Below are 24,881 nucleotides of genomic sequence, written 5' to 3' on the forward strand. Positions count from 1 at the left end.
TCATGGCCGTACCAGAGGAGGAAGGGAGAACTGGAGGCGCTCCTCGGCGACCCGGCGCTCCTCGACCACCACCGGCCCGCGCGCCCGGAGCGCGTCGAGCACCTCGTCGACGAGCCGCGGCGGCGCCGACGCGCCCGCCGACAGCCCGACCACCCGCACCCCCGCCAGCCACTCGTCGCGCAGCGCCGACGCGTCCTCGATCAGGTAGGCCGCGGTGCCGAGCCGCCGGGCCAGCTCCACCAGCCGCTGCGAGTTCGACGAGTTCGCCGACCCGACGACCAGCACGACGCCGGCGTCGCGGGCGATCGCCTTCACCGCCTCCTGCCGGTTCGTGGTCGCGTAGCAGATGTCGTCGGAGCCGGGCCCGCGCAGGTCCGGGAACCGGGCCCGCAGCGCGTCCACCACGCCCGCGACCTCGTCGGCGGCGAGGGTGGTCTGGGTCAGGTACGACACCCGGCGCGGATCCTCCACCGCCAGCGCGGCCACGTCGCCGGCGTCGGCCACCAGCACGGTCCGCGACGGCGCCTCGCCGAGGGTGCCCTCGACCTCCTCGTGGCCCGCGTGCCCGACGAGCACGACGGTGTCGCCGCGGGCCGCGAACCGGCGCGCCTCGGCGTGCACCTTGGTCACGAGCGGGCAGGTGGCGTCGACGACGAGCAGGCCGCGACGGCCGGCCTCGGCGCGTACCGACGGAGCGACACCGTGGGCGGAGAACACGACCGTGGCGCCGTCCGGCACCTCCGCGAGCTCCTCCACGAAGACCGCGCCGCGGGCCTCGAGGCCGGCGACCACGTGCGCGTTGTGCACGATCTGCTTGCGCACGTAGACCGGGTGCGGCCACTGCTGCAGGGCCCGCTCGACGATCTCGACGGCCCGCTCGACGCCCGCGCAGAACGAGCGCGGCGCGGCGAGCAGCACCGTCGTCGGCGCCGCCCGATTCACCGGTCGCGCCGCACGGCCAGGCCGGCGAGGGCGACGAGCTCGGCCTCGGCCCGCGGCTCGGGCTCGGCGGCGGCGAGCGCCTCCACGGCCCGCCCCAGCAGCTCGTCGGCGTGGGCCTGGGCCCACAGCCGCGCGCCGGCCGCCTCGACGAGGGCCGCCTCGCCGGCGAGGTCCTCGGGCGCCGGGCCGTGATACGTGGCCGCCAGTTCCGACCCGGCAGCGGTACCGCCGGTCAGCGCGGCCACCACCGGCAGCGACTTCTTGCGGCTGCGCAGGTCGGAGTGGACGGGCTTGCCGGTGACCGCGGGGTCGCCCCAGATGCCGAGCAGGTCGTCGGCGAACTGGAACGCGAGCCCCAGGTCCTCGCCGAACTGGGCCAGCCGCAGCACCTGGGCCGGGCGGCCGCCGCCGAACAGCGCCCCGACCGCGCACGCGCAGCCGAGCAGGGCGCCGGTCTTGGCCGAGGCCATCCGCAGGCACTCGTCGACGCCGACGTCGTCGCGCCGCTCGAAGTCGAGGTCGGCGCTCTGCCCGTCGAGGAGGCGCTGCACGGCGGCGGCGAGCATGCCGCCGGCCCGGGTCGCGGCGGGGCTGCCGCCGGCCGCGAGCACGTCCATCGCGAGCGCGAGCAGCGCGTCGCCGGCGAGGATGGCGGCGCTGGTGCCGAAGACGCTCCAGGCGGTGGCCCGGTGCCGGCGGGTCACGTCGCCGTCCATCACGTCGTCGTGCAGCAGCGAGAAGTTGTGCACGAGCTCGACGGCGACCGCCCCGGACACGGCGTCGAGGTCGGTGCCGCCGGCCGCGAGGGCCCCGCCGAAGACCAGGGCCGGGCGCAGCGCCTTCCCGGCGTCGGCGCGGACCGGCACGCCGTCGGGGTCCCACCAGCCGAGGTGGTACCCCGCGATGTGCCGCATCGAGGACGGCAGCGAGTCGACGGCGGCGCGCAGGGCCGGATCGACCAGCCGCCGGGCCTCGGCCAGCTGCACCTTCGCGGTGCGCGGTGCTGCGATGACGGCGACCACGGCCTAGCCTCCGATCTCGACGTGCTCGAGGACTCCCAGCGCGTCCGGCACGAGGACGGCGGCGGAGTAGTAGGTGCTCACGAGGTACGCGATCAGGCCGCGCTCGTCGATGCCCATGAACCGCGCGTTCAGCCCCGGCTCGACCTCGTCGGGCAGGCCGGTCTGGCGCAGCCCGACGACGCCCTGGTCGTCCTCGCCGGTGCGCATGGCGATGATGGAGCTGGTGCCGCGCTCCGAGATCGGGATCTTGTCGCACGGCAGCAGCGGGACGCCCCGCCACGAGGTGAAGGGCCTGCTCTGGTACTGCACCGGCGGCGGGTACAGGCCGCGCTGGTTGCACTGCCGGCCGAAGGCCGCGATCGCCTTCGGGTGCGCGAGCAGCACCCGGGTCTTGCGCCGCCGCGAGAGCAGGTCGTCGAGGTCGTCCGGGGTCGGCGGGCCGCTGCGGGTGGAGATGCGCTGGCGCGGGTCGGCGTTGTGCAGCAGGCCGAAGTCGCGGCTGGTGACCAGTTCCTGCTCCTGGCGCTCGCGCAGCGCCTCGATGGTGAGCCGCAGCTGCTGCTCGGTCTGGTCCATCGGCTCGTTGAACAGGTCGGCGACGCGGGTGTGGACGCGCAGCACGGTCTGGGCCACGCTGAGCTCGTACTCGCGCGGCGCGAGCTCGTAGTCGACGAACGTGCCGGGCAGCACGGGCTCGCCGTCGTGGCCGGCGGCGACGTCGATGGCCGCCTCGCCGTGCCTGTTCTGCTTCTGACCTGCTTTTTCCTGATATTTCGCGATGTACCCGCCGAGCGGCGTCTGGTCGCGCAGCCGGTCGATCTCGTGCGCCCGCAGCGCCAGCAGCGTCGCCGGGGTGCTGGTGCGCACCGTGAACGGCCACGCGTGGTGCGCGCCCGCGAAGACCCCGTCGCCGAAGAAGTCGCCGTCGGTGAGCACGCCGAGCAGGGCGTCGTCGCCGTACTCGCCCGGCCCGAGCTTGCGGACCCGGCCGCGCACGACGAGGTACACCCGGTCGGCCGGCTCCCCCGCCCGCACGACGGTCTCGTCCGGGCCGAGCTCGAGCTGCTCGAACCGCTCGGCGAGGGCGCTGAGCACCGACTCGTCCTCGAACTCGCGCAGCGGCGGCAGTTCGCGCAGCTCCTGCGGGACGACCCGGATGGCCGCGCCGGTGTTGGTGAACGTGACCCGGCCGTCGCCGAGCGCGTAGGTGAGCCGCCGGTTGACCCGGTACGCGCCGCCGTGCGCCTCGACCCAGGGCAGCGCGGTGAGCAGCCAGCGGGGTGAGACGCCCTGATTCTGCGGTACCGACTTGGTGGTCGTGGAAAGCGTTCGCGCGGCTTTCGGAGATAGGCTCAGCCGCGACTCCTCGTCAGTTTTCACGGCCGATTTCCACGTTTTCAAGAATGGCCAGCGCATCCGGTACGAGCACCGCCGTGGAATAGTACGCGCTGACCAGATACGAAATGATCGCCTGTTCGCTGATGCCCATGAACCGCACGGAGAGGCCGGGCTCGTACTCGTCCGGAAGGCCGGTCTGGTGCAGGCCGATGACGCCCTGGTTCTGCTCGCCGGTGCGCATGAGCATGATCGAGGTGGTGCGGGTGTCGCTGATGCCGATCTTGTTGGACGGGAAGATCGGCACGCCGCGCCAGGCCGGCATCTGGTGGCCGCCGACGTCGACGCCGGCCGGGTACACGCCGCGGCGGCTGCACTCACGCCCGAACGCGGCGATCGCACGCGGGTGGGCCAGGAAGCAGGACGGCTCCTTCCACACCATCGACAGCAGCTCGTCCATGTCGTCCGGGCCGGGCGCGCCGGCGCGGGTGTAGACGCGCTGGGACAGGTCGGCGTTGTGCAGCAGGCCGAAGTCGGCGTTGTTGACCAGCTCGTGCTCCTGGCGCTCGCGCAGCGCCTCGATGGTCAGCCGCAGCTGCTGCTCGACCTGGTCCATCGGCTTGTTGTAGAGGTCGGCGACCCGGGAGTGCACGCGCAGGACGGTCTGGGCGACGCTGAGCTCGTACTCGCGCGGGGTCGGCTCGTAGTCGACGAACGTGCCGGGCAGCACGGGCTCGCCGTCGTGGCCGGCGGAGAGCTCGATCGCCGCCTCGCCGTGCTGGTTGGCCGCCTTCCGCGGCTGGTTCTGCAGCGTGCGGATGTGCTCGCGCAGGGAGTCGGCCTGCCCGTTCATCTGCAGCAGCGCCTGGCGGTTCAGGGTCAGCACGGTGCAGCCGGTCAGCGCCTTGGCCGTGAACTCGTACTGGGTCAGGCCGAGGTCGGTGAGGATCTCCGAGCCGAAGTGGTCGCCGTCGGCCAGCACGCCCAGGACGGTCTCCTCGCCGTACTCGCCGGCGCCGATCTTGTTGATCTTTCCGTGCGCGATCAGGAACACCCGGTCGGCGGGCTGGCCGCGGCTGACGATGACGTCCCCGGCCGCGAACTCCTGCTGCACGAACCGGTCGGCCAGCGAGCGCAGCGCATTGAGGTCGTCGAACCCGCGCAGCGGCGGCAGCTCGCCCAGCTCGGCCGGGATGACCTGGACCTGGGAGCCGGTGGAGACGAACGTGACCCGCCCGTCGCCGACGGCGTAGGACAGCCGCCGGTTCACCCGGTACGCGCCGCCGCCCGCCTGCACCCACGGCAGCAGCTTGAGCAGCCAGCGGGAGGTGATCTCCTGCATCTGCGGCACGGACTTGGTCGTGGTGGCGAGGTTCCGCGCGGCGGCGGTGCTGAGGCTGAGCCGGCGCTGATCGGCCTCGCCCGGCTGCGCATTTCCGGTGATGGATTCCAGCACGGTCATTGTCTGTTTTCCAATCCGTTTTCGGGCAGGGGGCATCGACGACGTAATTCGGGAATGGGCTTTCCGCCGGCCGCGTCGGGTGTCAGCGGCCGCAATGATGTCAAGTATGCCGGGGTGGCCCATCCGAACGGGCGACAAACCCGAAACGGCGGGCTATTTTTGCGCTCCGGCTACCGGGTGAATTGCTGCTGCGCCCGGCTTTGCGGGCTTTGCAACTGTCGGGTTTGTTACTCGAAGCGCGTCGGGTCGCCGGCGCCCACGCGCAGGATCTCCGGCTCGTCCTCGGAGAGGTCCACGACCGTGGTCGGCTCGGTGCCGCACTCCCCGTCGACGACCGCGTCGAGCTGGTGGTCGAGGGTCTCCTTGATCTCCCAGCCCTGGGTCATCGGCTCGTCCTGGCCCGGCAGCAGCAGCGTGCTGGACAGCAGCGGCTCGCCGAGCTCGGCCAGCAGCGCCTGGGTGACCGTGTGGTCCGGGATGCGCACGCCGACGGTGCGCTTCTTGGGGTGCAGCAGCCGGCGCGGCACCTCGGGGCTGGCCGGCAGGATGAACGTGTAGCTGCCCGGGGTGACCGCCTTGACCAGCCGGAACACCGAGTTGGAGATCTGCACGAACTGCCCCAGCTGGGCGAAGTCGCGGCACATGAGGGTGAAGTGGTGCCGGTCGTCGAGGCGGCGGATCTCCCGGATCTTGGCCAGGCCGGGGTGGCTGCCGAGCTGGCAGCCCAGCGCGTAGCAGGAGTCCGTCGGGTACGCGATCAGGCCGTCCGCGCGCAGCAGCGTCACGATCTGCTGCAGCAGCCGCGGCTGCGGGTTGTCCGGGTGCACGTCGAAGTACCTCGCCACAGCCCCAGCCTACGTGTAGGAATAGCGCATGACGGATCTGGAGGCGGTGACCGGCTGGGTCGAGGGCTACGTCCGGGCGTGGAACAGCAACGACCCGGCGGGCATCGCGGAGCTCTTCGCCGAGGACGCCGCGTACTACGGCGCCCCCTACGCCGACCCGTGGCGCGGCCGCGACGCGATCGTGGCCCAGTGGCTGCTGCACCGCGACCAGCGCGGCGAGACGGCGTTCAGCTGGTTCCCGGTCACGGTGAGCCCGGACCTGAGCGTCGTGCAGGGCGTGACGACGTACCCGCACGCCACGTACAGCAACCTGTGGCTCATCCGCCTCGACACGGTCGGCCAGTGCCGCGAGTTCACCGAGTGGTGGATGGAGCACGCCGGCTAGCAGGGCGCCGTTCAGAAGGGCAGGGCGTCGTCCCGGGGCGGGTTGAGCCGCCGCCACACCACGACCACGAACCAGGCGAGCAGCCCCAGCATGAGCATGCGCAGCGACACGAACACGATCGCCGTGTGATTGGCCGCGATCGCGTCGGCCACGAACGCCAGCCGCTCGGTGGGCCGCACCTCGTCCCGGGCCGCCTCGGCGAAGAGATACACGACGAGTGGAATGAGCGCCAACCGCCAGCCGAGGTACGTCCAGTGCCGCAGGACGGTCCGCCGGTCCCTGCCGAGCCGGTCGGCCACCCGCCCGACCACCCCGAACCAGACCGCGAACATCAGCAGCGTCACCCACAGCGCGATCCCGACGGCCGACCCGACCCGGTCCACGAGCGCGAACACCGCCTGCGCGGCCGGCTCCTGCATCGACCCGGCCTCGGTCGCGTACTCCCCCAGCACCGCATCCTCGCGCCGCAGCACGAGCACGTCGACCACCAGCAGCACCAGGTGCAGCACGGTGACCGTGAGCATGACCCAGGTGAACGCCCGCAGCGCCACCGGCGGCCGGTCCTCGATGACGTCGTCGTACTCCGCGAACTCGGCGATCTCGGGCTCGAACAGCTCCGGCTCCTGCCGCGTCTGCTCGGGAATCCGCGCCCCCTCGGGCAGCCAGTCGGGCGCCTCCCCGTCCCCGGCCACGGGCTCGAGCTCAGGCAACCGATCGGGCCACCGAACCGCGCCGTCACCCCCGCCGACGAGCGCCGCGACGAACTCCGCCGAGGGCACGCCGCCGTGGCGCAGACAGAGGCATCGACCGTTGGTGTCGTGCCCGGGGGCACCGCACTTCACGCAAACCATCGACACAAGGCCAGCAGCGTAGTCGGCGAACATGTCCACCGCGTGCCCCGGAACGGCCGAACCACCCGGCTGTTCGGCTCGGATTCACCGCTTTGACCTCTGCGTTTCACCTCGCACTCCACCCTTCGCGGTCCGGCGGTCACCCTGCGCTCACCCACGTTCCACCGGCCCTTCTACTCCCGCACCGCCTCCCGGACGGCCGCGAGCGCGGCAACCGGCCGCCGTCCCAGCAGTGCCTCCAGCTCCCCGGTCGGCGAGCCCGCCCACCCGGACCGGATGCACGCGTACAGCGCCAGCAACTGCTCGACCACCGGCGCCGGCCAGCCCCGGGCCACCCACCGCTCCCGGAAGTCCGGCTCCGGCTCCGGCGCGTAGGCCACCCCGGCCAGCGCGGCCAGCTCGGACCAGCCGACGGTGTCCGGGCCGGTCAGCTCGTACGTGCGCCCGTCGTGCTCAGGGCCGCCCGCCAGCACCCGCGCCGTCGCCTCGGCCAGGTCCGCCGTCGACGCCACCGCCAGCCGGGCGTCGCCCGCCGGTGCGGTCAGCACGCCGTCGCGGCGGGCGGCCAGCACGTCGCGGGCCAGCGCCGCCGCCAGGCCGAAGCCGACCCGCACCAGCGTCCACCGCACCGCCAGGCCGCGCACGAAGGACTCCGTCCCTGCGTAGTCGGCGGTCGACGGCAGGGTGTTGCGCGCGAGATCCGGCCAGCTCGTCACGACCACCCGAGCGGCGCCCGCCTCCACCGCGGCCGCGATCGCGCCGCGCAGCTGCGGGCCGCGGACCTCCGGGGCCGCGCCGAGGTACGTGCCGTTGATCAGGACCGTCGACGCGCCCGCGAAGGCGGACGGCAGGGTCCCGGCGCGCGCGAAGTCGCCGTGACGGGCCGGAACACCCAGGTCGGCGGCGCGTGCCGGGTCGCGGACGCTGACCGCCACATCCGGGGTCAGGGCGAGCAGGTGCGTGGTGACGAGGCGGCCGAATGCGCCGTTCGCGCCGGTCAGGATAATCATCGGGACGACCCTCCCCAGGGCAAGCGGGGCAGCCGCCCCGGTTATGACCGCGACGATAGCGGGGCGCGCGCCCCGTTTCAAGGGGTGCCGATGCCTCGTGCCGATGCCGTGCGGAACCGGCAGCGGGTCCTGTCCGCGGCCCGGGACGCCTTCGCCGAGCTCGGGCCGGGGGTCAGCCTGGACGATGTGGCGCGGCGGGCCGGGGTCGGGCCGGGGACCGTGCACCGGCACTTCCCGACCAAGGACGCGCTGTTCGCGGCCGTCATCGCGGATCGGCTGCAGGAGCTGGCCGCGGCCGGGGCGGAGCTCGCCGGCGCCGAGGAGCCCGGGCCGGCGTTCTTCGGGTTCTTCCGGCGGCTCGCCGCCGAGGCCGCGCAGAACCTGGCGCTGTCGGCCGCGCTGACCGAACCGGCCGCGACCGGGGAGGCGATCCGCGAGGCGGGGCGCGACCTGGAGTCCGCGATCGCGGTGCTCCTCAAGCAAGCGCAGGAGGCTCGTGCGGTACGAGACGATCTGACGACGGCCGAGTTGCATGCGGTGATCGCGGGGGCCGTCGTCATGGAGCAGCGGCTGCCCGGACCGTCCAAGGGGCGGGGACTCCAGCTGGTCCTCGACGGGTTGGCCGACAGGGGAGCGTAGGAACGCTATCGTCGGGCGATGGATCGCGCCGATGGCCTGACCGACGTGCTCGTGGCGGAGTTCGGGGAGCTGATGGCGCTCGACCCGGCCGCGTTCCGGCGGAAGTTCCGCAAGATGGCGGCGTCGCCGTTCGCGTTCTACCGGGGCAGCGCGTGCGTGTTCTATGCCGACGTACAAGGGACGCCCGACGCGTTCCTCGACGAGCGCACGGCGCGGGTGTGGATTCACGGGGACCTGCACGCCGAGAACTTCGGGACGTACATGAACTCGGCCGGGGTGCTGGTGTTCAACGTCAACGACTTCGACGAGGCCTACGTCGGGCCGTTCACCTGGGACCTGAAGCGGTTCGCGGCGAGCGTGGCCCTCATCGGGTACGAGAAGGCGCTCTCCGACACGGACATCGGCGAGCTCGTCTCCGGCTATGCGGCGGCGTACGTGGCGGAGCTGCGCGGGATCGCCGGCGGCGGGGCGATCGGGTCGCTCACCCTCGACACGACCGACGGGGTGCTGCACGACGTGCTCCAGCGGGCCCGCCTGCGCACCCGGGTCGCGCTGCTGGAGGCGCAGACGGCCATCGAGGAGTACGACCGGCGCTTCACGATGGCTGACGGGGTGTACACCGTGGAGGAAGGCCTGCGCGAGGAGGTGCTCGCGGCGTTCGCCGAGTACCTGCCGACGATGCCGGCGTGGGACGCGTCGCGGCCGGAGCAGTACCGGATCAAGGATGTCGTGCTGCGCAAGGGCGTCGGGATCGGCTCGGCCGGCCTGCCCAGCTACAACCTGCTGCTCGAGGGGCACACGCAGGCGCTGGAGAACGACGTCATCCTGTACATGAAGCAGGGCCAGACGCCGGCGGTGTCGCGCTGGATCACCGACCCGCGGGTCCGCTCGTACTTCCGCCACCAGGGGCACCGCACGAGCGAGTCGCAGCGGGCCCTGCAGGCGCACGCGGACGCCTGGGCCGGGCACACGGAACTGCGCGGGGTCGGGCAGATGGTCGCGGAGGTGTCGCCGTACGCGAGCGACCTCGACTGGAGCGACGTGAACGAGCCGGACGAGCTGCGCAGCGTGATGGCGTACCTCGGCCGCGCGACCGCCCGGATGCACTCCGTGGCCGACGACGAGTCCGCGCACGACCTCGTCGACTTCTCCACCGAGGACGCGATCGTGGCGGCGATCGGGCGCGACGAGGCCGGATTCGCCGACGAGCTGGTGCAATTCGCCCACCGGTACGGTGCGGTCGCCCGCCGCGACCACCAGATCTTCGTCGACCTGTTCCGGAACGGAAAATTTCCGCTGGGCTGAGTGTCCGGATGTCCGGTCCCCGTTCGTCATCTGCACGACGCACAGATCAGAGAGGACACCACCTGATGCAGTACATGATGTTCGTCTGCAGCGACAGCGAGCCCGACACGGACACCGCGCCCGAGCCCGACATCGACGTCTGGGTCGACACGAACGACAAGTCCGGCCGCCGCCTGCAGGGCTCGGTCCTGGCGCCCCCGACCGCGGCGACGACCGTGCGGGTGCGCAACGGGGAGCTGCTCGTGACCGACGGGCCGTTCGCCGAGACCAAGGAGGTCATCTTCGGCTTCGACCTGCTGGAGTGCGCCGACCTGGACGAGGCGATCGAGGTGGCCCGCACGCACCCGATGGCGCGCGGCGGCCGCATCGAGATCCGGCCGCTCGTCGAACTGGAGCGGTGATCGTCGCAATGGACATCGCCTCGGCCGTCACGACGGGGGCGGCCGAGGCGTACCCGCGTATCGTCGGCGCGCTCATCCGCATGACGGGAGACTGGGACTTGGCCGAGGACTGTGCGCAGGAGGCCATGGCCAGCGCGCTGCAGCGGTGGCCGTCCACGGGCGTGCCCGACAACCCGGCGGCGTGGCTGATGACCACGGCCCGCAACCGGGCCATCGACGTGCTGCGCCGGGCCGCCGTGGAGCGCACCAAGCTGCAGGAAGCCGCCGTGCTCGCCGAACCGGAACCGGGCGGGACGCCCGACGGGTTCCCCGACGACCGGCTGCGGCTGATCTTCACCTGCTGCCATCCGGCGCTGCCCCTGGAGGCCCGGGTGGCGCTGACGCTGCGCACGATCTGCGGGGTGCGCACCGCCGACATCGCCCGCGTGTTCCTGACCACCGAGGCGGCGATGACCCGCCGGCTGACCCGCGCCAAGACGAAGATCGCGCAGGCCGGCATCCCGTACCGCGTCCCCCAGGGCCCCGCGCTGGCCGAGCGGCTGCCGGGGGTGCTCGGCGTGCTGTACGTGCTGTTCACCAACGGCTACAACCCCGACGGGGAACCGGCCTTCGCCGACGAGGCGATCCGGCTGGCCCGGCTTCTGCGCACGCTGCTGCCGTCCGTGACCCCGGCCCCGGAGGTGCTCTCGGAGGTCTCCGGGCTGCTCGCGCTGTTCCTGTTCCAGCACTCGCGGCGGGCCGCCCGCCGCGCCCCGGACGGCCGGCTGCTCACCCTGGAGCAGCAGGACCGCACGCTGTGGGACCGCGACGCGATCGCCGAGGGCCGGGCGCTGCTCGACGGGCTGGGCGACGGCCCGTACGCGCTGCAGGCCCGCATCGCCGCCTTCCACGCCACCGACGGCGGCACCGACTGGTCCGGCATCGCGGCCTGCTACGACCTGCTGTGGAAGCGCCAGCCGACGGCGGTGATCGCGCTGAACCGCGCGGTCGCCCACGGGTACGCGCACGGCCCCGAGGCCGGCCTCGAACTCCTGGCCGCGGCGCGGGCCGGCGGTGCCCTGGACGGCTACCCGCACGCGGTCGCGGCCGAGGCCGAGTTCACCGCCCGCGCCGGCGACCACGCGCGGGCGGCGGCCCTGTTCCGCGAGGCCGCCGCGCTCACCCACAGCCCGGCCGAGCGCGCCGCACTCCTGGAGCGCGCTTCGCTTTTGGAGAACGCTGAGGAGCGTTAAGCCTTGCCGTCCTCGCGACGGCGGAGCTCCTCCTCGCGGCGGCGCAGGTCCGCCTCCCACTTGGAGAACATCTCCTCGTCGGCGCGGCGGTTCTTGGCGAGGTCGCGCAGGAAGGCCGGATCGTCGTCCGGGGCCAGGTCCCGCCGCGCCCGCGGCCGCTGGTCCTCCGGGAAGCCTGCGCCGGGGCGCCACTGCGCGCCGGCGCCCGCCCGCGCGGGCTGCTGCGGGCGCCCGGCGACGAACCAGGCGATCCACCCGACCGGCGAGAACAGCAGGATGATGAAGACCCACGCGACCTTGGGCAGGTTGCGCACCAGGTACTCGTCCGTCGACAGGCAGTCGATCACGGCCCACACGAGCATGACGAGGTCGATGAGGAACAGGAGTCCATAGAGGCGAACCACGCCGGACATCGTGCCGGAACCGGCCCCGGCTGTCCGCCCCGTGACCTACTTGTAATGGACGGTGATCAGCCCGGGATCGGTGACCAACAGCGCGTGCCTGCCGGCCTCCAGGCGCGGCTTCGCCGGGGTGGTCCGGATCCCGTGCGCGGCGTGCAGTTCGATCCGCCCGGCACCGAGCCGGGCCCGCACGTCGGACCAGCGCTCGACCGGGAACTTCAGCGCCTCGTCGGCCAGCACCAGGTCGAACGGGATGCCGCGCTCGTCGCGCAGCGGGAACGCCACGAGCGTGCGCTCGGTGGCCAGCGGGGCGAGGGCGTGCATGCGCAGCGCGTCGCGGCGGGTCGTGCGCAGCTCGCCGGTGCGGGTGACGACCGTGTCGCGCAGGGGCCGCAGCGGGCGGAGCACCCGATAGGCGTACCGGCCGACCTGAACGTCATCCCGCCGCGTGGCGCGGCGCCGCGGCGCATAGGCTTGGGACCCATGGTGCGCATCGAACGGCTGGTCACGTCGGGCACGTTCTCGCTCGACGGTGAGACCTTTGACGTCGACAACAACGTCTGGATCGTCGGCGACGACGAGGAGGCGATCGTCATCGACGCCGCCCACGACGCCACCGCGATCGTGGACGCGCTGGGCGGTCGCCGCGCCGTCGCGATCGTGTGCACCCATGGTCATGACGACCACATCGATGCCGCACCCGAGGTCGCGCTGCGCACCGGCGCGCCGATCCTGCTGCACCCGGACGATCTGCCGCTGTGGCACATGAAGCACCCCGCTCTCGAACCGACAACGCACCTTACCGACGGGCAGCAGATCGGGGTAGCCGGTACCGCGCTGGACGTGCTGCACACCCCCGGCCACAGCCCGGGCGCGGTCTGCCTGCACCTGGCCTCGGAGGGCGTGGTCTTCTCCGGCGACACGCTGTTCGAGGGCGGGCCGGGCGCGACCGGCCGGTCGTTCTCGGACAAGCCGACGATCCTGCGCTCGATCGCCGAGCGGCTGATGACGCTGCCGGCGGACACCGTCGTGCACACCGGCCACGGCCCGGACACGACGATCGGCGCCGAGCGGGACAACGTCAAGTAGGGCTTATTCGGCGAGCCGCTCGATGATCGCGGCGGCGCGCAGCAGCGCGTCGCGCTCCCCCGGGCCGAGCGACGCCATCTCCGCCGCCAGCCACTCGTCGCGCTGCCGCATGTCCTCGCGCAGCGCCGCCCGGCCCGGGTCGGTGATGGCGAAGACCCGCTGCCGCTTGTCGGCCAGGTGCTCGAGCCGCTCGATGTGCCCGTCGCCCTCGAGCTCGGCGAGCACCCGCGTCACCGACTGCGGCTGCAACCGGTCCGCCGCCGCGAGCGCGCCCGCCGCCATCGGCCCCTTGCGCGCCAGGTGCCCCAGCATGCTGATCTTCGTCAGGCTGAGCCCGTCGGCGGCGCGTTCGAGCTGCAGCCGGCGCCCCAGCCGCTGCGTCGCCCGCCGGACCGCCCGGGCGAGGCTGAGATCGGGATCCGCGTCCATGGTTGCGCTCACGGTACCGCGACTGCGATATTCAGCAGGTGCGTAATATCCGGGCCGCGCTCGCCGGTTTCGCCCCGCTGCTGGCGACGGTCGTCACGCTCATCCCGCTCACCCACCAGACCGGGATCGTCGTCCTCGGGGCCGCGGTCGCCATGATGGCGGGACGGGCGCAAGGTCATCAAGGACCGATGCGCCTTCTCCTGGTACCGGTGGGAGCCCTCGTCATCGCCACGTTCGCGGTGCTCTTCCACGCCGCGCACGCGTACGGCGACGCGTTCTTCGTCCTCACCGTGGCCGCCGCCACCGCCGCGCGCGCGTTCGGCCCCGCCGCGGGCCGCCTCGGCCGCGCCCTGGTCCTCCCGCTCATCGGCATGCTGATCGCCCCGGTCAACCCGGGCGGCGACCCGCTGCGCACGTTGGCGTGGGCGACGCTCGCGGTGTTCACGGCCGAGGTGTACGTGCTGGTGGCGCGGAGATTGTGGGGTACCGACGCGGCATCGGAACTGCCGGGCACCGCCGCCGCGAAGGTGCACGTGTGGCGGGGCGTGCAGTCCGCGCTCGCCCTGACGCTGGCGTTCGCGATCGGCCAGACCGTGTTCGGCGAGCACTGGGCGTGGACGGTGATCAGCGCCTACACGGTCGGGGCGGCGGCCCGTTCGCGCGGGGACGCCCTGCTCAAGGGGGTGCACCGCACGCTCGGGGCGCTCGGCGGCACCCTGGCCGCGACCGGCCTGGCCGTGGCCGTCGGGCCGCACCGGCCCGTTGCGGTCGTGCTCCTGCTGCTCGTCCTGGCCGGCGGCTTCTACCTGCGCCAGTTCGGGTACGCGTGGTGGGCGGCGAGCGTGACCGCTTCGCTCGCGTTGCTGTACTCCCTCGTGGGCGTCGGTGACACGGTCTCATTGCTCGGTACCCGCTTGGTGGCCGTGGTCGTCGGCGCCTTGTGCGCGATCCTGCCCGCGATGTTCATCTCGCCCATCCGCACCGGCGCGGTGCTGCGCAAACGGACGGCCGAATGCCTGCGCACGATTCGCGACGGGGACTACGCACTGGCCGTACGACAGCTGGATGTTCTGCGCACTTCGGCTGCTCCCTTGTTCGCCGTGCGCAGGTTCGTCCCGCGCCGCGAGTTGCTGTGGGTGGACGGGCTGCTGGCTTTGTCGCCCGATTTGCAGCTTTTGTCGGAAGCGGACGACCCGGCGGCGCTCAAGCGTGTGCGGCAAGCCCTCGGTCCCATCGCGGACGATCTGCGAGCAGCAGTGCACGGTCCCGCGCGGCCGGGCTCGCCGGCAGCAGCGGCAGGCGCACCGCCGGCGTAGGGATCCGCCCCTGCGCGTGCAGCACGGCCTTGACCACGGCCGGATTCGGCTCCGCGAACAGCGCCTCGGACAGCTCGGCGAGCCGCGGCCCGAGGTCTCGCGCGGTTGCCGTGTCCCCGTCGCGCCACGCCTTGTGCAGCTGCACGAACGCACTCGTGCAGATGTGCGCGCTCGCGAGGATCCCGCCGTGCGCCCCGATCGCCAGCAGCGGCGAGATGACCGCGTCGTCGCCCCCGAGAATGGCGAAGTCCTTGGGCACGTCGGCGAGCAGCGCGACCGTGCCGCCCGTGATCGCCCCGTCGGACAGCTTCATGCCGTCGACGCCCGGGATCGCCGCCAGCTCGAGCAGCGCTTCCGTCGAAAGGGCCTGCCCCGTCCGGTACGGCACGTGGTACGCGATCACCGGCCCGTTCGCCGCCTTGGTGATTTTTCGAAAGTGCGCGAGCACCCCCGCCTCCCCCGGCCGCGTGTAGGGCGGCACGACCACCATCGCCACAACGCCCGCGGGCAGCGCGGCGACCTCGGCCTCGGTGGCGGCGGTGGAGTTCGAGCCGACCCCGACGATGAGCGGCAGGTCACGCAGGACCGCAACGACCTCCTTGCGCTCCTCCGCCGTCAGCGTGGCCGGCTCCCCCGTGGTCCCGAGCGCGACGACCCCGGCCGCCCCCTCGGCGAGCACGTCTTCGGCGAGGGTGCGGAGTGACACCGGGTTGACACCTTGGTTGGGGGAGAATGGGGTGACGAGCGGGACGAAGACACCGGACAGCTCCATGGCTTCCAGCCTGCGGGTTGCGAAGCGCCAGAACCAGTTCACGTTGGTACGTTCGAGCGTAAGCTGAGCTGATGCTCGACGTACGGCGGCTGCGCTTGCTCCGTGACCTCGCCCAGCACGGAACGATCGCCGCCGTGGCCGCCGCCCACACCTACACCCCGTCAGCCGTCTCCCAACAACTGGCCGCCCTGGAACGCGAGGCCGGCGTGGCCCTGCTGGAACGCACCGGCCGCCGGGTAGCCCTGACCCCGGCGGGCCGCACCCTGGTCACCCACGCCGAGGAGGTCCTGGCCGCACTGGAACGCGCATCGGCCGCCCTGGCCGCGGGCCGCGACGGCCTGACGGGCCCCCTGCGCATCGGCGCCTTCCCGACGGCGATGCGCACCCTGCTCCCGCCGGCCCTGGTGGCCCTGTCCGAGGCCCACCCGCGCTTGGAACTGTCCGTCCACGAGTTGGACCCGGCCGCGGTACCGGCGCTGCTGCGCGACGGCACCCTGGACGTGGCGCTGGTCCACGACTACGACCTGGTCCCGATCGAGCCGGACCCGGCTTTGCGCACCCTGCCGCTGCTGGACGAGACCATCTTCGTGGCGGCCCTGACCGGCCGACGCCTTGGCGAGTGCCGCGACGAGCCGTGGATCCTGGCCAGCCCGGGAACCCTGTGCCACACCATGACCGTGCGCGCGTGCGAGGCGGCGGGCTTCTCCCCGCGCGTACGCCACCACGCTGACGACTTCGTCACCGTGCTGACGTTCGTCGCCGCCGGCCAGGGCGTGGCCCTGATCCCGGAGCTGGCCGCCACGGACGTGCCGGCGGGCGTCGTCCTGACCCCGCTGGACACCCGCCGCCGCACCAGATTGGCGTTCCGAGCCGGCGCAGCCGAACACCCGGCCGTGACCGCCTTCGCCGACGCCCTGGGCATCACCCGCGCTTGAAGCCCCGCCCGGTGCAGCTGCCCGCCCCTTCACCGAGCGCCGCGACCACCGACTCGCGGCTCATCCCCGAACCGCAGCGGCCCCAGCGGATCGAGCGCCCGCTGCGCACGCTCGTCGTCGGGTTTGACCTTCCGCGGCCCGCTGCCCGGCCGCGTCGGTGGCGATCGGCCCGAGCCGGACATCGTCCTCGGCAAGGTCGACGGCGGCCGGGAGGGGTTGCTGCAGCGCCGTCCACCAGTCGCCGAAGTCGCGGGCGACCAGCAGCACCCGAACGACCTGGTCATCGTCGAGGCGGTACAGAGCAGTAAGCAGCCCCGCAAGGTCCCCGTAGACATCGGCGTCGTCGACGACGATCAGCACCGGACCATCCCACCCCGCGGCCAGCTCGACGGCGGCCGCGCCACTCCCCGCGCGCGCCCAGCCGACCGCCCACGGCCGCCGCCCGTCAGCCTGCAAAGCGCGGCCGATCTCCACGGCCAGCCGGGTCTTGCCCGACCCCGGGTCCGCCGCTGAGCAGCCACACCCGGCCCGGTTGCCGGTCGGCGGCCCACTTGTGCACCGCGGCCACGTACCGGCGGCGGCGCACCTCGAACGGCACCACCGCCAGCCAGGGGGCCAGCAGGTACCAGACGCTGTCCGGCGTACCCTGTCCGCCCGGACCCGGGCCGGGTCCCGCCGTGAACAGCTCGTCCCAGCGCCGCTGCCGCGCGAGGCGTTCGGTGCGGCGGTCCCAGGCCAGCCCGGCCGGGAAGCCGACCAGCGCCCCGGCCGCCGCGACGGAGACCCCGATCGCCGGGTTGTGGATGTAGTTCGTCCCCGACGCCGCCCCGCCGGCCGCGGCCAGTCCGGTCAACGCGCCGGCCGCCCGTCCCCACCAGTGCCGCGCCACCTCGCACGCCTCCCGAAACCGCCGCCGGATGCCCCAGGCTCAGGATTTCGCAGTCGTGCAACCAACGTCGATCCGCCGATCGTGTGGCGCGTTCCGGGTGGCTAGCCGCGGTGCTCCTCGAGGACGGCATCCGACAGGACCGGCCACACCTCGGCCGCCCACGTGTCGAAGTCGCGGTCGGTCAGGCAGGCGAGGGCCAGGCCGGCGGAAGGGTCGACCCACAGGAAGGTGCCCGACTTGCCGAAGTGCCCGAACGTCCGCGGCGAGTTCTGCGAACCCGTCCAGTGCGGCGACTTGTGGTCCCGCAGCTCGAACCCCAGCCCCCAGTCGTTCGGGTCCTGCCGCCCGAACCCCGGCAAGACGCCCGTGACGCCCGGGTACTGCACCGACACGGCCTCCGGCATGAGCTCCGGCACGAGGGACGGGTCGAGCAGCTCCTGCCCCAGCAGCGCCAGATCCGAGACGGGCCCGCGAGCACCCGCGGCCGGCGAGCCGGTGAGGGTGGTGCCGCCCATGCCCAGGGGGCGCAGCACCGACTCCGTCATCAGCTCGGGGAACGTGCCCCCCGTCCGGGTCAGGACGAAGTCGGCGAGGAGTTCGAAGCCGCGGTTCGAGTAGATGCGCTTGCGGCCCGGCTGGGCCAGGATCTGGTCGTTGTCGAACGCCACGCCCGACGTGTGGGCGAGCAGGTGGCGGACCGTGGCGCCCTCCGGGCCGGCCGGTTCGTCCAGCAGGACGTCGCCGCGGTCGACGGCGACGAGGACGGTCAGGGCGGTGAGCAGCTTCGTGACCGACGCCCACGGGAGGGCGGTGTCCGGGCCGTGGCGGTCGCGGACACCCTTGGGGTCCACGACCGCCACGGCGGCGGTCGGCACGGGCCAGCTGGTCACCTGTTCAAGTGCGCTCACCCGTTGAAAGCTACGGCAAGGTGTTCAGGTACGGGCGCTGGGCGTTCTGGAACTCCCAGTTGTAGTACTTGTCCCAGTTGATCGACCAGGTCATCAGGCCGCGGAACGCCGGCGAGGTGCCGCCGCGCAGGGTGTAGCCGCCGCAGCCGGAGCCGGTGACCAGGCAGGTCACGGCGGACTGGACAACCGCGTTGGAGACGTAGCCGTTGCCGGCGCTGACCGCGGCGGGGACGCCGAAGGCGATCTGGTCGGGGCGCAGGCCGGGGAAGGTCTGGCCGGTGTTGGCGACCGGGAAGCCGGCCTTCATCATGTCGGTCATCGCGATGTGGAAGTCGGCGCCGCCCATCGTGTGGTACTGGTTGTCCAGCCCCCAGATCGGGCCCGAGTTGTAGTCCTGGACGTGCAGGATGGTCAGGAAGTCGCGGACGGCGTGGATGACCGGCAGGTACGAGCCGGCGCGGTTGTCGCCCTGGGTGGTGCCGCCGTAGAACTGGTAGCCGAGCTGGACGAAGAAGGTCTCCGGGGCCATGGTGAGCACGAACTTGGTGCCGTACTTGGCCTTCAGGGACTTCAGGGCGCTGATGAGGTTCACGACCACCGGCGTCGTGGGGTTGCGGAAGTCGCTGTCGCCGGCGTTGAGGTACAGCGAGTGGCCCTCGAAGTCGATGTCCAGGCCGTCGAGGCCCCAGCGGTCGATGATGGCGCTGACCGAGTTCACGAACGCGTCGCGGGCGGCGGTCGTGGTCAGCTGGACCTGGCCGTTCTGGCCGCCGATGGAGATGAGGACCTTCTTGCCCTGGGCCTGCTTGGCCTTGATCGCGGCGAGGAACTCGGCGTCGGACTCGACGTTCGGGCACTCGGCCGCCGAGCAGCGGTTGAACCGGATGTCACCCGAGGTGACGCTGGTCGGCTCGCCGAAGGCCAGGTCGATGACGTCCCAGGCGGCGGGGATGTCGGCCATCCGGATGTAGCCGGAGCCATTCGCGAAGGACGCGTGGTTGTACCCGATGAGCGCATGCTTCGGGATGCCCGTCACCGGCGTCGTGGGACTGGTCGACGGGGACTTCGACGGCGAGGCGGACGGCGAGGCGGAGGCGCTGCGCGAGGGAGACGGCGAAGAAGTCGTCGGTGGGGTCGTGGTCGGCGGGGTGCCGGGCCCGTCCAGGGCGATGTCGTCCGCCTGGTACGCGCCGGTGCCGTACCAGCCGTGCAGGTACACCTGGATGGAGGTCTGCCCGGCGGTGGTGGTGAACGGGACGGTGAGCTTGGTGTAGGCCGAGGCGCCGGGCGTCCACGTGGACGCGCCGCCGGTCACCCCGATGTAGACGTAGCTGCCGCGGACCCAGCCGGACAGCGTGTACGCGGTGTTCGGCTGCACGGTGACGGTCTGCGTGCACTGCGCGGTGTCGGACGTGGTGGCGTTGCCGTTGAGGGCGTACGAGCCGGAGTGCACGGGCGTGCTCACGACGCCCGAGCCGGAGCCGGTGCACGACCAGCCCGACAGGTTGCCGCTCTCGAAGCCGGGGTTGGACAGCAGGTTGGCCGCGTACGCGTTGGTGGCCACGAACAGGCCGGTGACCAGGAGCGTTGCGGCGCCGAGGACGAGCGCTGCGCGCTTGGCAGGCTTCATGGGCGGACCTCCATCGACGGTGGTCGCCATTATTAGGTTTGTTAACTGTTCATGTCCAGCGTTCTTAACCCGGCCTTCATCAAAAGCGATCTCAGACGGCCGAGCGGACCGCGTCCTCCACGCCCGCCGGGCACTGCCCGCCGTGCAGCGCGTCCAGTGCGAGCAGCGCCGCCCCGGCGACCGGTGGCGAGGCCAGCACGGTCACCGTCGCGAGCGGTGACAGCGCGGCCAGCCGGCGCAGGAGGTCCTCGTGCAGCTGTGGATGCCGGGCGGTCAGCACCGAACCGCCCAGGACGATCGTGTACGCCGAGCCGAGCAGACCCAGCCGCGCGGCGCACACCCGCACCAGCGCCTCGATCTCGTCCGCCTGCCGCCGGATGAGCCGCCCGGCCAGGTCGTCCCCGGCCGCCGCCACGGTGAACACCAGCTCGCACAGCTCGTCCATCCGCGACCGGTCCACCTCCCCGAGATGCAGCGCGACGGCGGCCGCCTCCACGGAGTCCAGCCCGAAGTGCGCGCGGACGGCGGCCTCGAGGGCGGTGGCCGGCCCGCGCCCGTCCTCGGACCGCACCGCGTGGTACAGGGCCAGCGCCGCCAGATGATGCCCGCCGCCCCAGTCCCCGGACAGCTGCCCCAGCGCCGGGAACCGCGCCGTCGCCCCGTCGGCGCGGCGACCGGCGGCGTTGATGCCCGCCCCGCAGACCACGCCGACGGTGTCCGGGGTGGCCGCGCCCGCCCGCAGCAGCGCGAACAGGTCGTTGTCGACGGTCGTGGCGGAGGCCAGGGCCAGCGCCGACACCTCGGTGGTGAGCCGCGAGACCTCGACCGGCAGGTCGGCGCCCGCGGTGTACACGGACAGCTGCGACAGCTCGATCCCGGCCGGCAGCGACGCCTCGGTCCGGGCCCGCGACACGAGGGCGGCGATGCGGGCGAGGGCCTCGTCGAACGGTACGGCGTGCGGCGAGATCGTCCCGCCCGAGACGCGGGCCAGGACGCGGCCGTCGGAGTCGCCGAGCACCACGTCGGTCTTCGAGTTGCCGCCGTCGGCCGCGGCGTAGAGGCGGGCGGTCATGCGGACAGCCAGGGCAGGTGCGCGCGGTTGGCGGCGAGCAGGTCGTCGGTGAGCCGCTCGGCCTTGTCGTGCTGGCGCACGAGCGGGTGGCTGAGCAGCGCCCGGTACACCCGGTCCCGGCCGCCCTTGATGGCCGCCTCGACGGCCAGCTCCTCGTAGGCGGAGACGCCCGCGACGAGCCCGGCGAGCTCGGGGCGCAGCGGCGGCGCGGGGACCGGCTCGGCCCCGTTCGCGCCGACCCGGCAGGTGGCCTCGATGACGGCGTCGTCGGACAGGAACGGCAGGAAGCCGCGGTTGCGCACGTTGACGGCGTGGATGCCGCCGTCGTCGTGCTGCAGCGACGCGATCAGGCCGGCGGCCGCCTCGGAGTAGAAGGCGCCGCCGCGCTGGCCGAGCAGCTCCGGCTTCTTGTCCAGGGCCGGGTCGGCGTACATCCGCAGCAGTTCCCGCTCGATCTCGGCGACCTTCTGGCCGCGGGTCGGCTGGTCGCGCTCCTCGGCGACGACCTCGTCGTGGCTGTAGAAGTACCGCAGGTAGTACGACGGCACGACGCCGAGGCTGCGCACGATCGCGGGCGGGATCTGCACGCCGGCCGCGATCTCGTCGAGGCCGGTCTCGAGCAGGCCGGGCAGCCGGTCGACGCCGTCGACGTAGGCGGCCCGCTCCCAGGTGAGGTGGTTGAGCCCGACGTGGTCGAGGACGACGGCGGCCGGGTCGACGCCGAGCGCGGCGGCCCAGCGGCGCTGGAAGCCGATGGCCACGTTGCACAGCCCGGCGGCGCGGTGGCCGTCGTCGAGCAGGGCGCGGGTGACGATGCCGACGGGGTTGGTGAAGTTGACGATCCACGCGCCGGGGTCGGCCCGGCGGGCGATGTCGAGCACCACCGGCACCGTGCGCAGCGCCTTGGCGAACCCGCCGGCGCCGGTGGTCTCCTGCCCGACGCAGTCGCAGGCGAGCGGGAAGGTCTCGTCGCTGATGCGGGCCTGCTGGCCGCCGACGCGCAACTGGATGACCACAGTGGACGCGCCGGCCAGGGCATCGTCCACATTGGACGTCCAGCGCAGCGTCGCGGCGGAGCCGTGGGTGCGCAGGATGCGCTGGGCGAAGGCGCCGACGGTGGCGAGCCGGTCGGCGGCCGGGTCGAGCAGCACGATCTCGGAGGCGAAGGGCGCGAGGCGGGCGAAGCCGTCCACCAGCTCCGGGGTGTAGGTGGACCCGCCCCCGACTACCGCGATCTTCATGCCTCTAGCCTCCCTTGATCCTACTAATAGGAAGACTAACTAACAGTAAAAGCCGGCCGACGTCAACGCGTCGCACGCCACTGCGCCACGATCGCGTCGGCGTCCAGGGGCCGCAGGACGGTCGCCGGGCCCTCGATCAGGCCCCGCTTGGCGCGCTCGATGCGCACGTTCAGGTCGGCCACGGCCCGGCGCAGCGACTCCTCGGTGCGGAACTTCGCCAGTTCCCCGTCGAAGTCCTCGACCTCGCGGCGCAGGCGCAGCGTGGGCGGGATGCCCCCGGGCAGGCCCTCCCGGCGGGCCAGGTCGCGAATCCACCAGTCCTCGTCGTACAGCTCGCCGTGGTCGGGCAGCGGCTTGCCCGCCAGGGGCAGGTCGTCGAACTCGCCGCGCTCCTGCGCCTCGCGGATCTGCCGGTCGATGTGCGATTCATACCAGCTGGTCATTGCCCTTGAGTGTACCCGTGGCAGGATCTTGATCGATGGAGCAGTTCGAGCGGTACGGGTACCCGGCGCTGGCCCTCCTCGTGCTCCTGGAGGGCGTCGGCATCCCGGCTCCCGCGGTCACCGCCGTGGTCGCCGCGTCGGCCCTCGCCGCGCACGGGGGGCACCTGTCGCTGCCGGTCGTCGCCGTGGTCACCCTGCTCGCCGCGACCGGCGGGGACAACCTGGGCTACCTGCTGGGCCGCCGCGCGGGCCGCCCGGCGCTGCTGCGCTTCGGCCGCCGGGTGCGGCTCACCGAGGAGCGCCTGGAGCGGGCGGAGCGGTTCATCGCCACCCGCGGGAAGAACATCATCGTGCTGGCCCGGTTCGTCGACGGGCTGCGCCAGACCAACGGGCTGATCGCGGGGGCGACGGCGCTGCCCTGGCGGCAGTACGCACCCCGGGACGCGGCCGGCGGCGTCCTGTGGACGGCACTGTGGGTGACCGTCGGCGCCGTGGCCGGGAACAACATCGAACAGCTTCGGCGGTACCAGCTGTGGATCCTGGCCGCCGCCGCCCTTGCCGCGCTCGCGTTGGCCGCGCGCCACCTGTTCAAACGTCACCGCGGCCACAAGTAACCGATCGGGCCAAGCAGGCGCGCCGAGAAAGACTACGTTATGTCACCGCACGGGTGCATTGCGTGACCAAGATTTCCGAAATATCCGTCCCGAGCTCGCATTTCGGGTTAGGTGGACATCGCGACGGACGTTCCCCGTCGATCACTCGTCGAAAGGTCGTCATCATGAAACGCTGGCTCATCCGGTCGGTGCAGGTCGCCGCGCTGGCAATGGGTGGCCTCGCGCTCACCGGGACCGCCGCCCACGCCGACAGCTGGAACAGCGGGCCCAATGTTGGTTTCTTCAACGGGAACCAGAGCTCCACCACCATCCAGACGCCCGTCAACATCTGCGGCAACTCGCTGGCGATCATCGGATTCGCGAGCGCGAACTGCAACGGCGGCGCCTACGCCGTCAACGGCGGCGGCTCGTACAGCGGCGCGGGCTACAACGGCCGCCGCAACGGCGACGGCGGCGCGAACGCGCTCGGCGTGAGCAACAACCGCCACCGTCACCACCACCACCGCAACGGCAACGGCGGCGCGAACGCGGCGTCCTACGACGACCGCGGCGACTACGGCCGCGGCAACGGTGGCGGCGGCGCGTACGCCTACAACAACGACGGTGACCACAACACCGGCTGGAACATCGGGATCGGCAACGGCAACCAGTCGTCGTTCACCTACCAGGCGCCGATCAACGTGTCCTGCAACTCGACCGCCCTGATCGGCTTCGCGTCGAGCTGCTGAACCACCCGGCGTGACGGGGCACCGCCTGCCCCGTAGCCACGTAGAGCGTTGACCGGTGGACCCGGGAGGCAGCCCCCTCCCGTACGACATCGGTCAACGCTCTTTGGTGTTTCTAGGCCAGTTGGTTTTCTAGGCCAGGGCGACCGCGCGGCCGGTGACCCGCACGCCCGCGGTCACGTCGGCGTCGAGGCCCACGTGCAGCAGGCTGGGGCGGCCCAGGTCGGCGCCCTGGTGGATGGTCAGGTCGGCGGGCAGCGCGACCAGGCCGAGCTCGCGCAGGTAGCCGCCCAGGGCCGCGGCCGCCGCGCCGGTCGCCGGGTCCTCCCAGACCCCGCCGGGCGGGAACGGGTTGCGGGCGTGCAGCACCGTCGCCGACTCGCGCCACACGACGGCGACCGTGGTCCAGTCCTGCTCGGCCATCAGCGCGGCGAGGGCGGGCTCGTCGTAGTCCAGGGCGGCCAGCCGCGCCCGGTCCCGCAGGGCGACGATCGGGTGCCACGCGCCGGCGAACGCGGCCCGCAGCGGCAGGTCAGGATCAAGATCCCCCGTCGTGTACCGCAATGTGCCCAGCAGCCGCGCCGCCGTCTCAGCGGAGATGGCGCGGGTCGCGGGCGCGACGGTCGTCAGGGTGGCGGTGCCGCCGGCGGTGTCGACGCGGATCTCGCCGACGGGCGCCTGCAGGCGGATCGGGCCGGGGCCGAACCGCTCGGCGTAGGCGACCGCGGTGGCGATCGTCGCGTGGCCGCAGAACGGCACCTCGGCGCGGGGGCTGAAGTAGCGCACGGCCGCGGCCCGGTCCCCGGACGGCGTCAGGAACGCGGTCTCGGAGTAGCCGACCTCGGCCGCGACGCGCTGCAGGTCGGCGTCGGGCAGGCCGGTCGCGTCGAGCACGACCCCGGCCGGGTTGCCGCCGGCGGGGTCGTCGGTGAACGCGGCGTAGCGCAGAATCTCCATGCACCTGACGCTAGGCCGCCCGCGGACGGGC

The 24,881-nt window shown here is 72.8% G+C and carries 29 protein-coding genes; 10 read left to right on the forward strand and 19 right to left on the reverse strand.

Going from position 1 to position 24,881, the window contains the following annotated elements; translation table 11 throughout:
* The 5 genes from ispH to ACQPZ4_RS34395 form a co-directional block, all read right to left on the reverse strand.
* Positions 1 to 942: a 4-hydroxy-3-methylbut-2-enyl diphosphate reductase gene (gene ispH / locus ACQPZ4_RS34375; protein WP_433045046.1), complete on the reverse strand. Its 942-nt coding sequence runs from the start codon at positions 940 to 942 to the stop codon at positions 1 to 3.
* Positions 939 to 1,964 carry a family 2 encapsulin nanocompartment cargo protein polyprenyl transferase gene (locus ACQPZ4_RS34380; RefSeq protein ID WP_433045049.1) on the reverse strand — a complete coding sequence of 342 codons (1,026 nt, stop codon included), beginning with the start codon at positions 1,962 to 1,964 and terminating at the stop codon, positions 939 to 941. The genes ispH and ACQPZ4_RS34380 overlap by 4 nt, the downstream gene beginning before the upstream one ends.
* 3 nt (positions 1,965 to 1,967) lie before the next feature.
* A complete protein-coding gene (locus tag ACQPZ4_RS34385; protein WP_433045052.1) occupies positions 1,968 to 3,344 on the reverse strand; it encodes a family 2B encapsulin nanocompartment shell protein in 1,377 nt (458 codons plus the stop codon).
* Positions 3,334 to 4,761, reverse strand: a complete 1,428-nt coding sequence (locus tag ACQPZ4_RS34390; protein WP_433045055.1) for a family 2B encapsulin nanocompartment shell protein — start codon at positions 4,759 to 4,761, stop codon at positions 3,334 to 3,336. Before ACQPZ4_RS34390 ends, ACQPZ4_RS34385 begins: the two co-directional genes overlap by 11 nt.
* Positions 4,762 to 4,988: 227 nt before the next feature.
* Positions 4,989 to 5,606 (reverse strand): L-threonylcarbamoyladenylate synthase, encoded by a 618-nt coding sequence (locus ACQPZ4_RS34395; protein ID WP_433045058.1) that lies wholly within the window; start codon positions 5,604 to 5,606, stop codon positions 4,989 to 4,991.
* A gap of 28 nt (positions 5,607 to 5,634) precedes the next feature.
* On the opposite strand from ACQPZ4_RS34395, the gene ACQPZ4_RS34400 reads away from it, so the two are divergent.
* Positions 5,635 to 5,991: a nuclear transport factor 2 family protein gene (locus tag ACQPZ4_RS34400; protein ID WP_433045061.1), complete on the forward strand. Its 357-nt coding sequence runs from the start codon at positions 5,635 to 5,637 to the stop codon at positions 5,989 to 5,991.
* 11 nt (positions 5,992 to 6,002) lie between these two features.
* Here the strand turns inward: ACQPZ4_RS34400 and ACQPZ4_RS34405 are convergent, their stop codons facing one another.
* Together ACQPZ4_RS34405 and ACQPZ4_RS34410 are read right to left on the reverse strand one after the other, a co-directional pair.
* Positions 6,003 to 6,701, reverse strand: coding sequence for a hypothetical protein (locus ACQPZ4_RS34405; RefSeq protein WP_433045064.1), 699 nt, complete (start codon positions 6,699 to 6,701; stop codon positions 6,003 to 6,005).
* A 314-nt stretch (positions 6,702 to 7,015) separates the two neighbouring features.
* The gene (locus ACQPZ4_RS34410) at positions 7,016 to 7,852 is read right to left on the reverse strand and encodes an NAD(P)H-binding protein (RefSeq protein ID WP_433045067.1); all 837 of its coding nucleotides are present in this window, start codon (positions 7,850 to 7,852) and stop codon (positions 7,016 to 7,018) included.
* A 90-nt stretch (positions 7,853 to 7,942) separates the two neighbouring features.
* Here ACQPZ4_RS34410 and ACQPZ4_RS34415 point away from each other — a divergent pair, with 90 nt between their 5' ends.
* From ACQPZ4_RS34415 to ACQPZ4_RS34430, 4 genes are all read left to right on the forward strand, one after another.
* Positions 7,943 to 8,491, forward strand: a complete 549-nt coding sequence (locus ACQPZ4_RS34415; RefSeq protein WP_433045070.1) for a TetR/AcrR family transcriptional regulator — start codon at positions 7,943 to 7,945, stop codon at positions 8,489 to 8,491.
* A gap of 18 nt (positions 8,492 to 8,509) precedes the next feature.
* A complete protein-coding gene (locus ACQPZ4_RS34420; protein WP_433045073.1) occupies positions 8,510 to 9,796 on the forward strand; it encodes a DUF2252 domain-containing protein in 1,287 nt (428 codons plus the stop codon).
* Positions 9,797 to 9,861: 65 nt separating this feature from the next.
* The gene (locus tag ACQPZ4_RS34425; RefSeq protein ID WP_433045076.1) at positions 9,862 to 10,197 is read left to right on the forward strand and encodes a YciI family protein; all 336 of its coding nucleotides are present in this window, start codon (positions 9,862 to 9,864) and stop codon (positions 10,195 to 10,197) included.
* A gap of 8 nt (positions 10,198 to 10,205) precedes the next feature.
* Complete coding sequence (locus tag ACQPZ4_RS34430; RefSeq protein ID WP_433066769.1) at positions 10,206 to 11,429, forward strand: RNA polymerase sigma factor; 1,224 nt, start codon at positions 10,206 to 10,208, stop codon at positions 11,427 to 11,429.
* Here ACQPZ4_RS34430 and ACQPZ4_RS34435 read toward each other — a convergent pair.
* On the reverse strand, positions 11,426 to 11,833 hold the full coding sequence (locus ACQPZ4_RS34435) for a PLD nuclease N-terminal domain-containing protein (RefSeq protein ID WP_433045079.1): 408 nt from the start codon (positions 11,831 to 11,833) through the stop codon (positions 11,426 to 11,428). The two genes, ACQPZ4_RS34430 and ACQPZ4_RS34435, sit on opposite strands and share 4 nt — an antisense overlap.
* A gap of 45 nt (positions 11,834 to 11,878) precedes the next feature.
* A complete protein-coding gene (locus tag ACQPZ4_RS34440) occupies positions 11,879 to 12,238 on the reverse strand; it encodes a hypothetical protein (protein ID WP_433045082.1) in 360 nt (119 codons plus the stop codon).
* Positions 12,239 to 12,313: 75 nt separating this feature from the next.
* Between ACQPZ4_RS34440 and ACQPZ4_RS34445 the strand changes: the two genes are divergently transcribed.
* Positions 12,314 to 12,919: an MBL fold metallo-hydrolase gene (locus ACQPZ4_RS34445; protein ID WP_433045085.1), complete on the forward strand. Its 606-nt coding sequence runs from the start codon at positions 12,314 to 12,316 to the stop codon at positions 12,917 to 12,919.
* A gap of 3 nt (positions 12,920 to 12,922) precedes the next feature.
* On the opposite strand, the gene ACQPZ4_RS34450 is transcribed toward ACQPZ4_RS34445, so the two are convergent.
* Positions 12,923 to 13,348, reverse strand: coding sequence for a MarR family winged helix-turn-helix transcriptional regulator (locus tag ACQPZ4_RS34450; protein WP_433045088.1), 426 nt, complete (start codon positions 13,346 to 13,348; stop codon positions 12,923 to 12,925).
* A 38-nt stretch (positions 13,349 to 13,386) separates the two neighbouring features.
* Here ACQPZ4_RS34450 and ACQPZ4_RS34455 point away from each other — a divergent pair, with 38 nt between their 5' ends.
* The gene (locus ACQPZ4_RS34455; RefSeq protein ID WP_433045091.1) at positions 13,387 to 14,664 is read left to right on the forward strand and encodes an FUSC family protein; all 1,278 of its coding nucleotides are present in this window, start codon (positions 13,387 to 13,389) and stop codon (positions 14,662 to 14,664) included.
* Here the strand turns inward: ACQPZ4_RS34455 and ACQPZ4_RS34460 are convergent.
* The gene (locus tag ACQPZ4_RS34460) at positions 14,552 to 15,436 is read right to left on the reverse strand and encodes a dihydrodipicolinate synthase family protein (protein WP_433045094.1); all 885 of its coding nucleotides are present in this window, start codon (positions 15,434 to 15,436) and stop codon (positions 14,552 to 14,554) included. The two genes, ACQPZ4_RS34455 and ACQPZ4_RS34460, sit on opposite strands and share 113 nt — an antisense overlap.
* A gap of 71 nt (positions 15,437 to 15,507) precedes the next feature.
* On the opposite strand from ACQPZ4_RS34460, the gene ACQPZ4_RS34465 reads away from it, so the two are divergent.
* On the forward strand, positions 15,508 to 16,371 hold the full coding sequence (locus tag ACQPZ4_RS34465) for a LysR family transcriptional regulator (RefSeq protein WP_433045097.1): 864 nt from the start codon (positions 15,508 to 15,510) through the stop codon (positions 16,369 to 16,371).
* Positions 16,372 to 16,431: 60 nt separating this feature from the next.
* On the opposite strand, the gene ACQPZ4_RS34470 is transcribed toward ACQPZ4_RS34465, so the two are convergent.
* The 7 genes from ACQPZ4_RS34470 to ACQPZ4_RS34500 all read right to left on the reverse strand — a co-directional run bounded on the left by ACQPZ4_RS34470 (position 16,432) and on the right by ACQPZ4_RS34500 (position 22,554).
* Complete coding sequence (locus ACQPZ4_RS34470; RefSeq protein WP_433045099.1) at positions 16,432 to 16,731, reverse strand: hypothetical protein; 300 nt, start codon at positions 16,729 to 16,731, stop codon at positions 16,432 to 16,434.
* 85 nt (positions 16,732 to 16,816) lie between these two features.
* On the reverse strand, positions 16,817 to 17,260 hold the full coding sequence (locus ACQPZ4_RS34475) for a hypothetical protein (protein ID WP_433045102.1): 444 nt from the start codon (positions 17,258 to 17,260) through the stop codon (positions 16,817 to 16,819).
* 101 nt (positions 17,261 to 17,361) lie between these two features.
* The gene (locus tag ACQPZ4_RS34480; RefSeq protein ID WP_433045105.1) at positions 17,362 to 18,168 is read right to left on the reverse strand and encodes a serine hydrolase domain-containing protein; all 807 of its coding nucleotides are present in this window, start codon (positions 18,166 to 18,168) and stop codon (positions 17,362 to 17,364) included.
* Positions 18,169 to 18,178: 10 nt separating this feature from the next.
* Positions 18,179 to 19,798 (reverse strand): chitinase, encoded by a 1,620-nt coding sequence (locus ACQPZ4_RS34485; RefSeq protein ID WP_433045108.1) that lies wholly within the window; start codon positions 19,796 to 19,798, stop codon positions 18,179 to 18,181.
* Between the two features lie 91 nt (positions 19,799 to 19,889).
* Entirely contained in the window at positions 19,890 to 20,870 is a 981-nt protein-coding gene (locus tag ACQPZ4_RS34490; RefSeq protein WP_433045110.1) for an N-acetylglucosamine kinase, read from the reverse strand.
* A complete protein-coding gene (locus tag ACQPZ4_RS34495; protein WP_433045113.1) occupies positions 20,867 to 22,111 on the reverse strand; it encodes a 6-phospho-beta-glucosidase in 1,245 nt (414 codons plus the stop codon). The genes ACQPZ4_RS34490 and ACQPZ4_RS34495 overlap by 4 nt, the downstream gene beginning before the upstream one ends.
* A 62-nt stretch (positions 22,112 to 22,173) precedes the next feature.
* A complete protein-coding gene (locus ACQPZ4_RS34500) occupies positions 22,174 to 22,554 on the reverse strand; it encodes a DUF1992 domain-containing protein (protein WP_433045116.1) in 381 nt (126 codons plus the stop codon).
* A 35-nt stretch (positions 22,555 to 22,589) separates the two neighbouring features.
* On the opposite strand from ACQPZ4_RS34500, the gene ACQPZ4_RS34505 reads away from it, so the two are divergent.
* Both ACQPZ4_RS34505 and ACQPZ4_RS34510 read left to right on the forward strand, forming a co-directional pair.
* Positions 22,590 to 23,168, forward strand: a complete 579-nt coding sequence (locus ACQPZ4_RS34505) for a DedA family protein (protein ID WP_433045119.1) — start codon at positions 22,590 to 22,592, stop codon at positions 23,166 to 23,168.
* A 164-nt stretch (positions 23,169 to 23,332) separates the two neighbouring features.
* The gene (locus ACQPZ4_RS34510; RefSeq protein WP_433045122.1) at positions 23,333 to 23,896 is read left to right on the forward strand and encodes a chaplin family protein; all 564 of its coding nucleotides are present in this window, start codon (positions 23,333 to 23,335) and stop codon (positions 23,894 to 23,896) included.
* 129 nt (positions 23,897 to 24,025) lie between these two features.
* Here the strand turns inward: ACQPZ4_RS34510 and ACQPZ4_RS34515 are convergent, their stop codons facing one another.
* Positions 24,026 to 24,850: a PhzF family phenazine biosynthesis protein gene (locus tag ACQPZ4_RS34515; protein WP_433045125.1), complete on the reverse strand. Its 825-nt coding sequence runs from the start codon at positions 24,848 to 24,850 to the stop codon at positions 24,026 to 24,028.
* Positions 24,851 to 24,881 lie beyond the last annotated feature (31 nt).

The sequence above is a fragment of the Dactylosporangium sp. CS-033363 genome (genome assembly GCF_050942475.1).
Taxonomy (GTDB): Bacteria; Actinomycetota; Actinomycetes; order Mycobacteriales; family Micromonosporaceae; genus Dactylosporangium.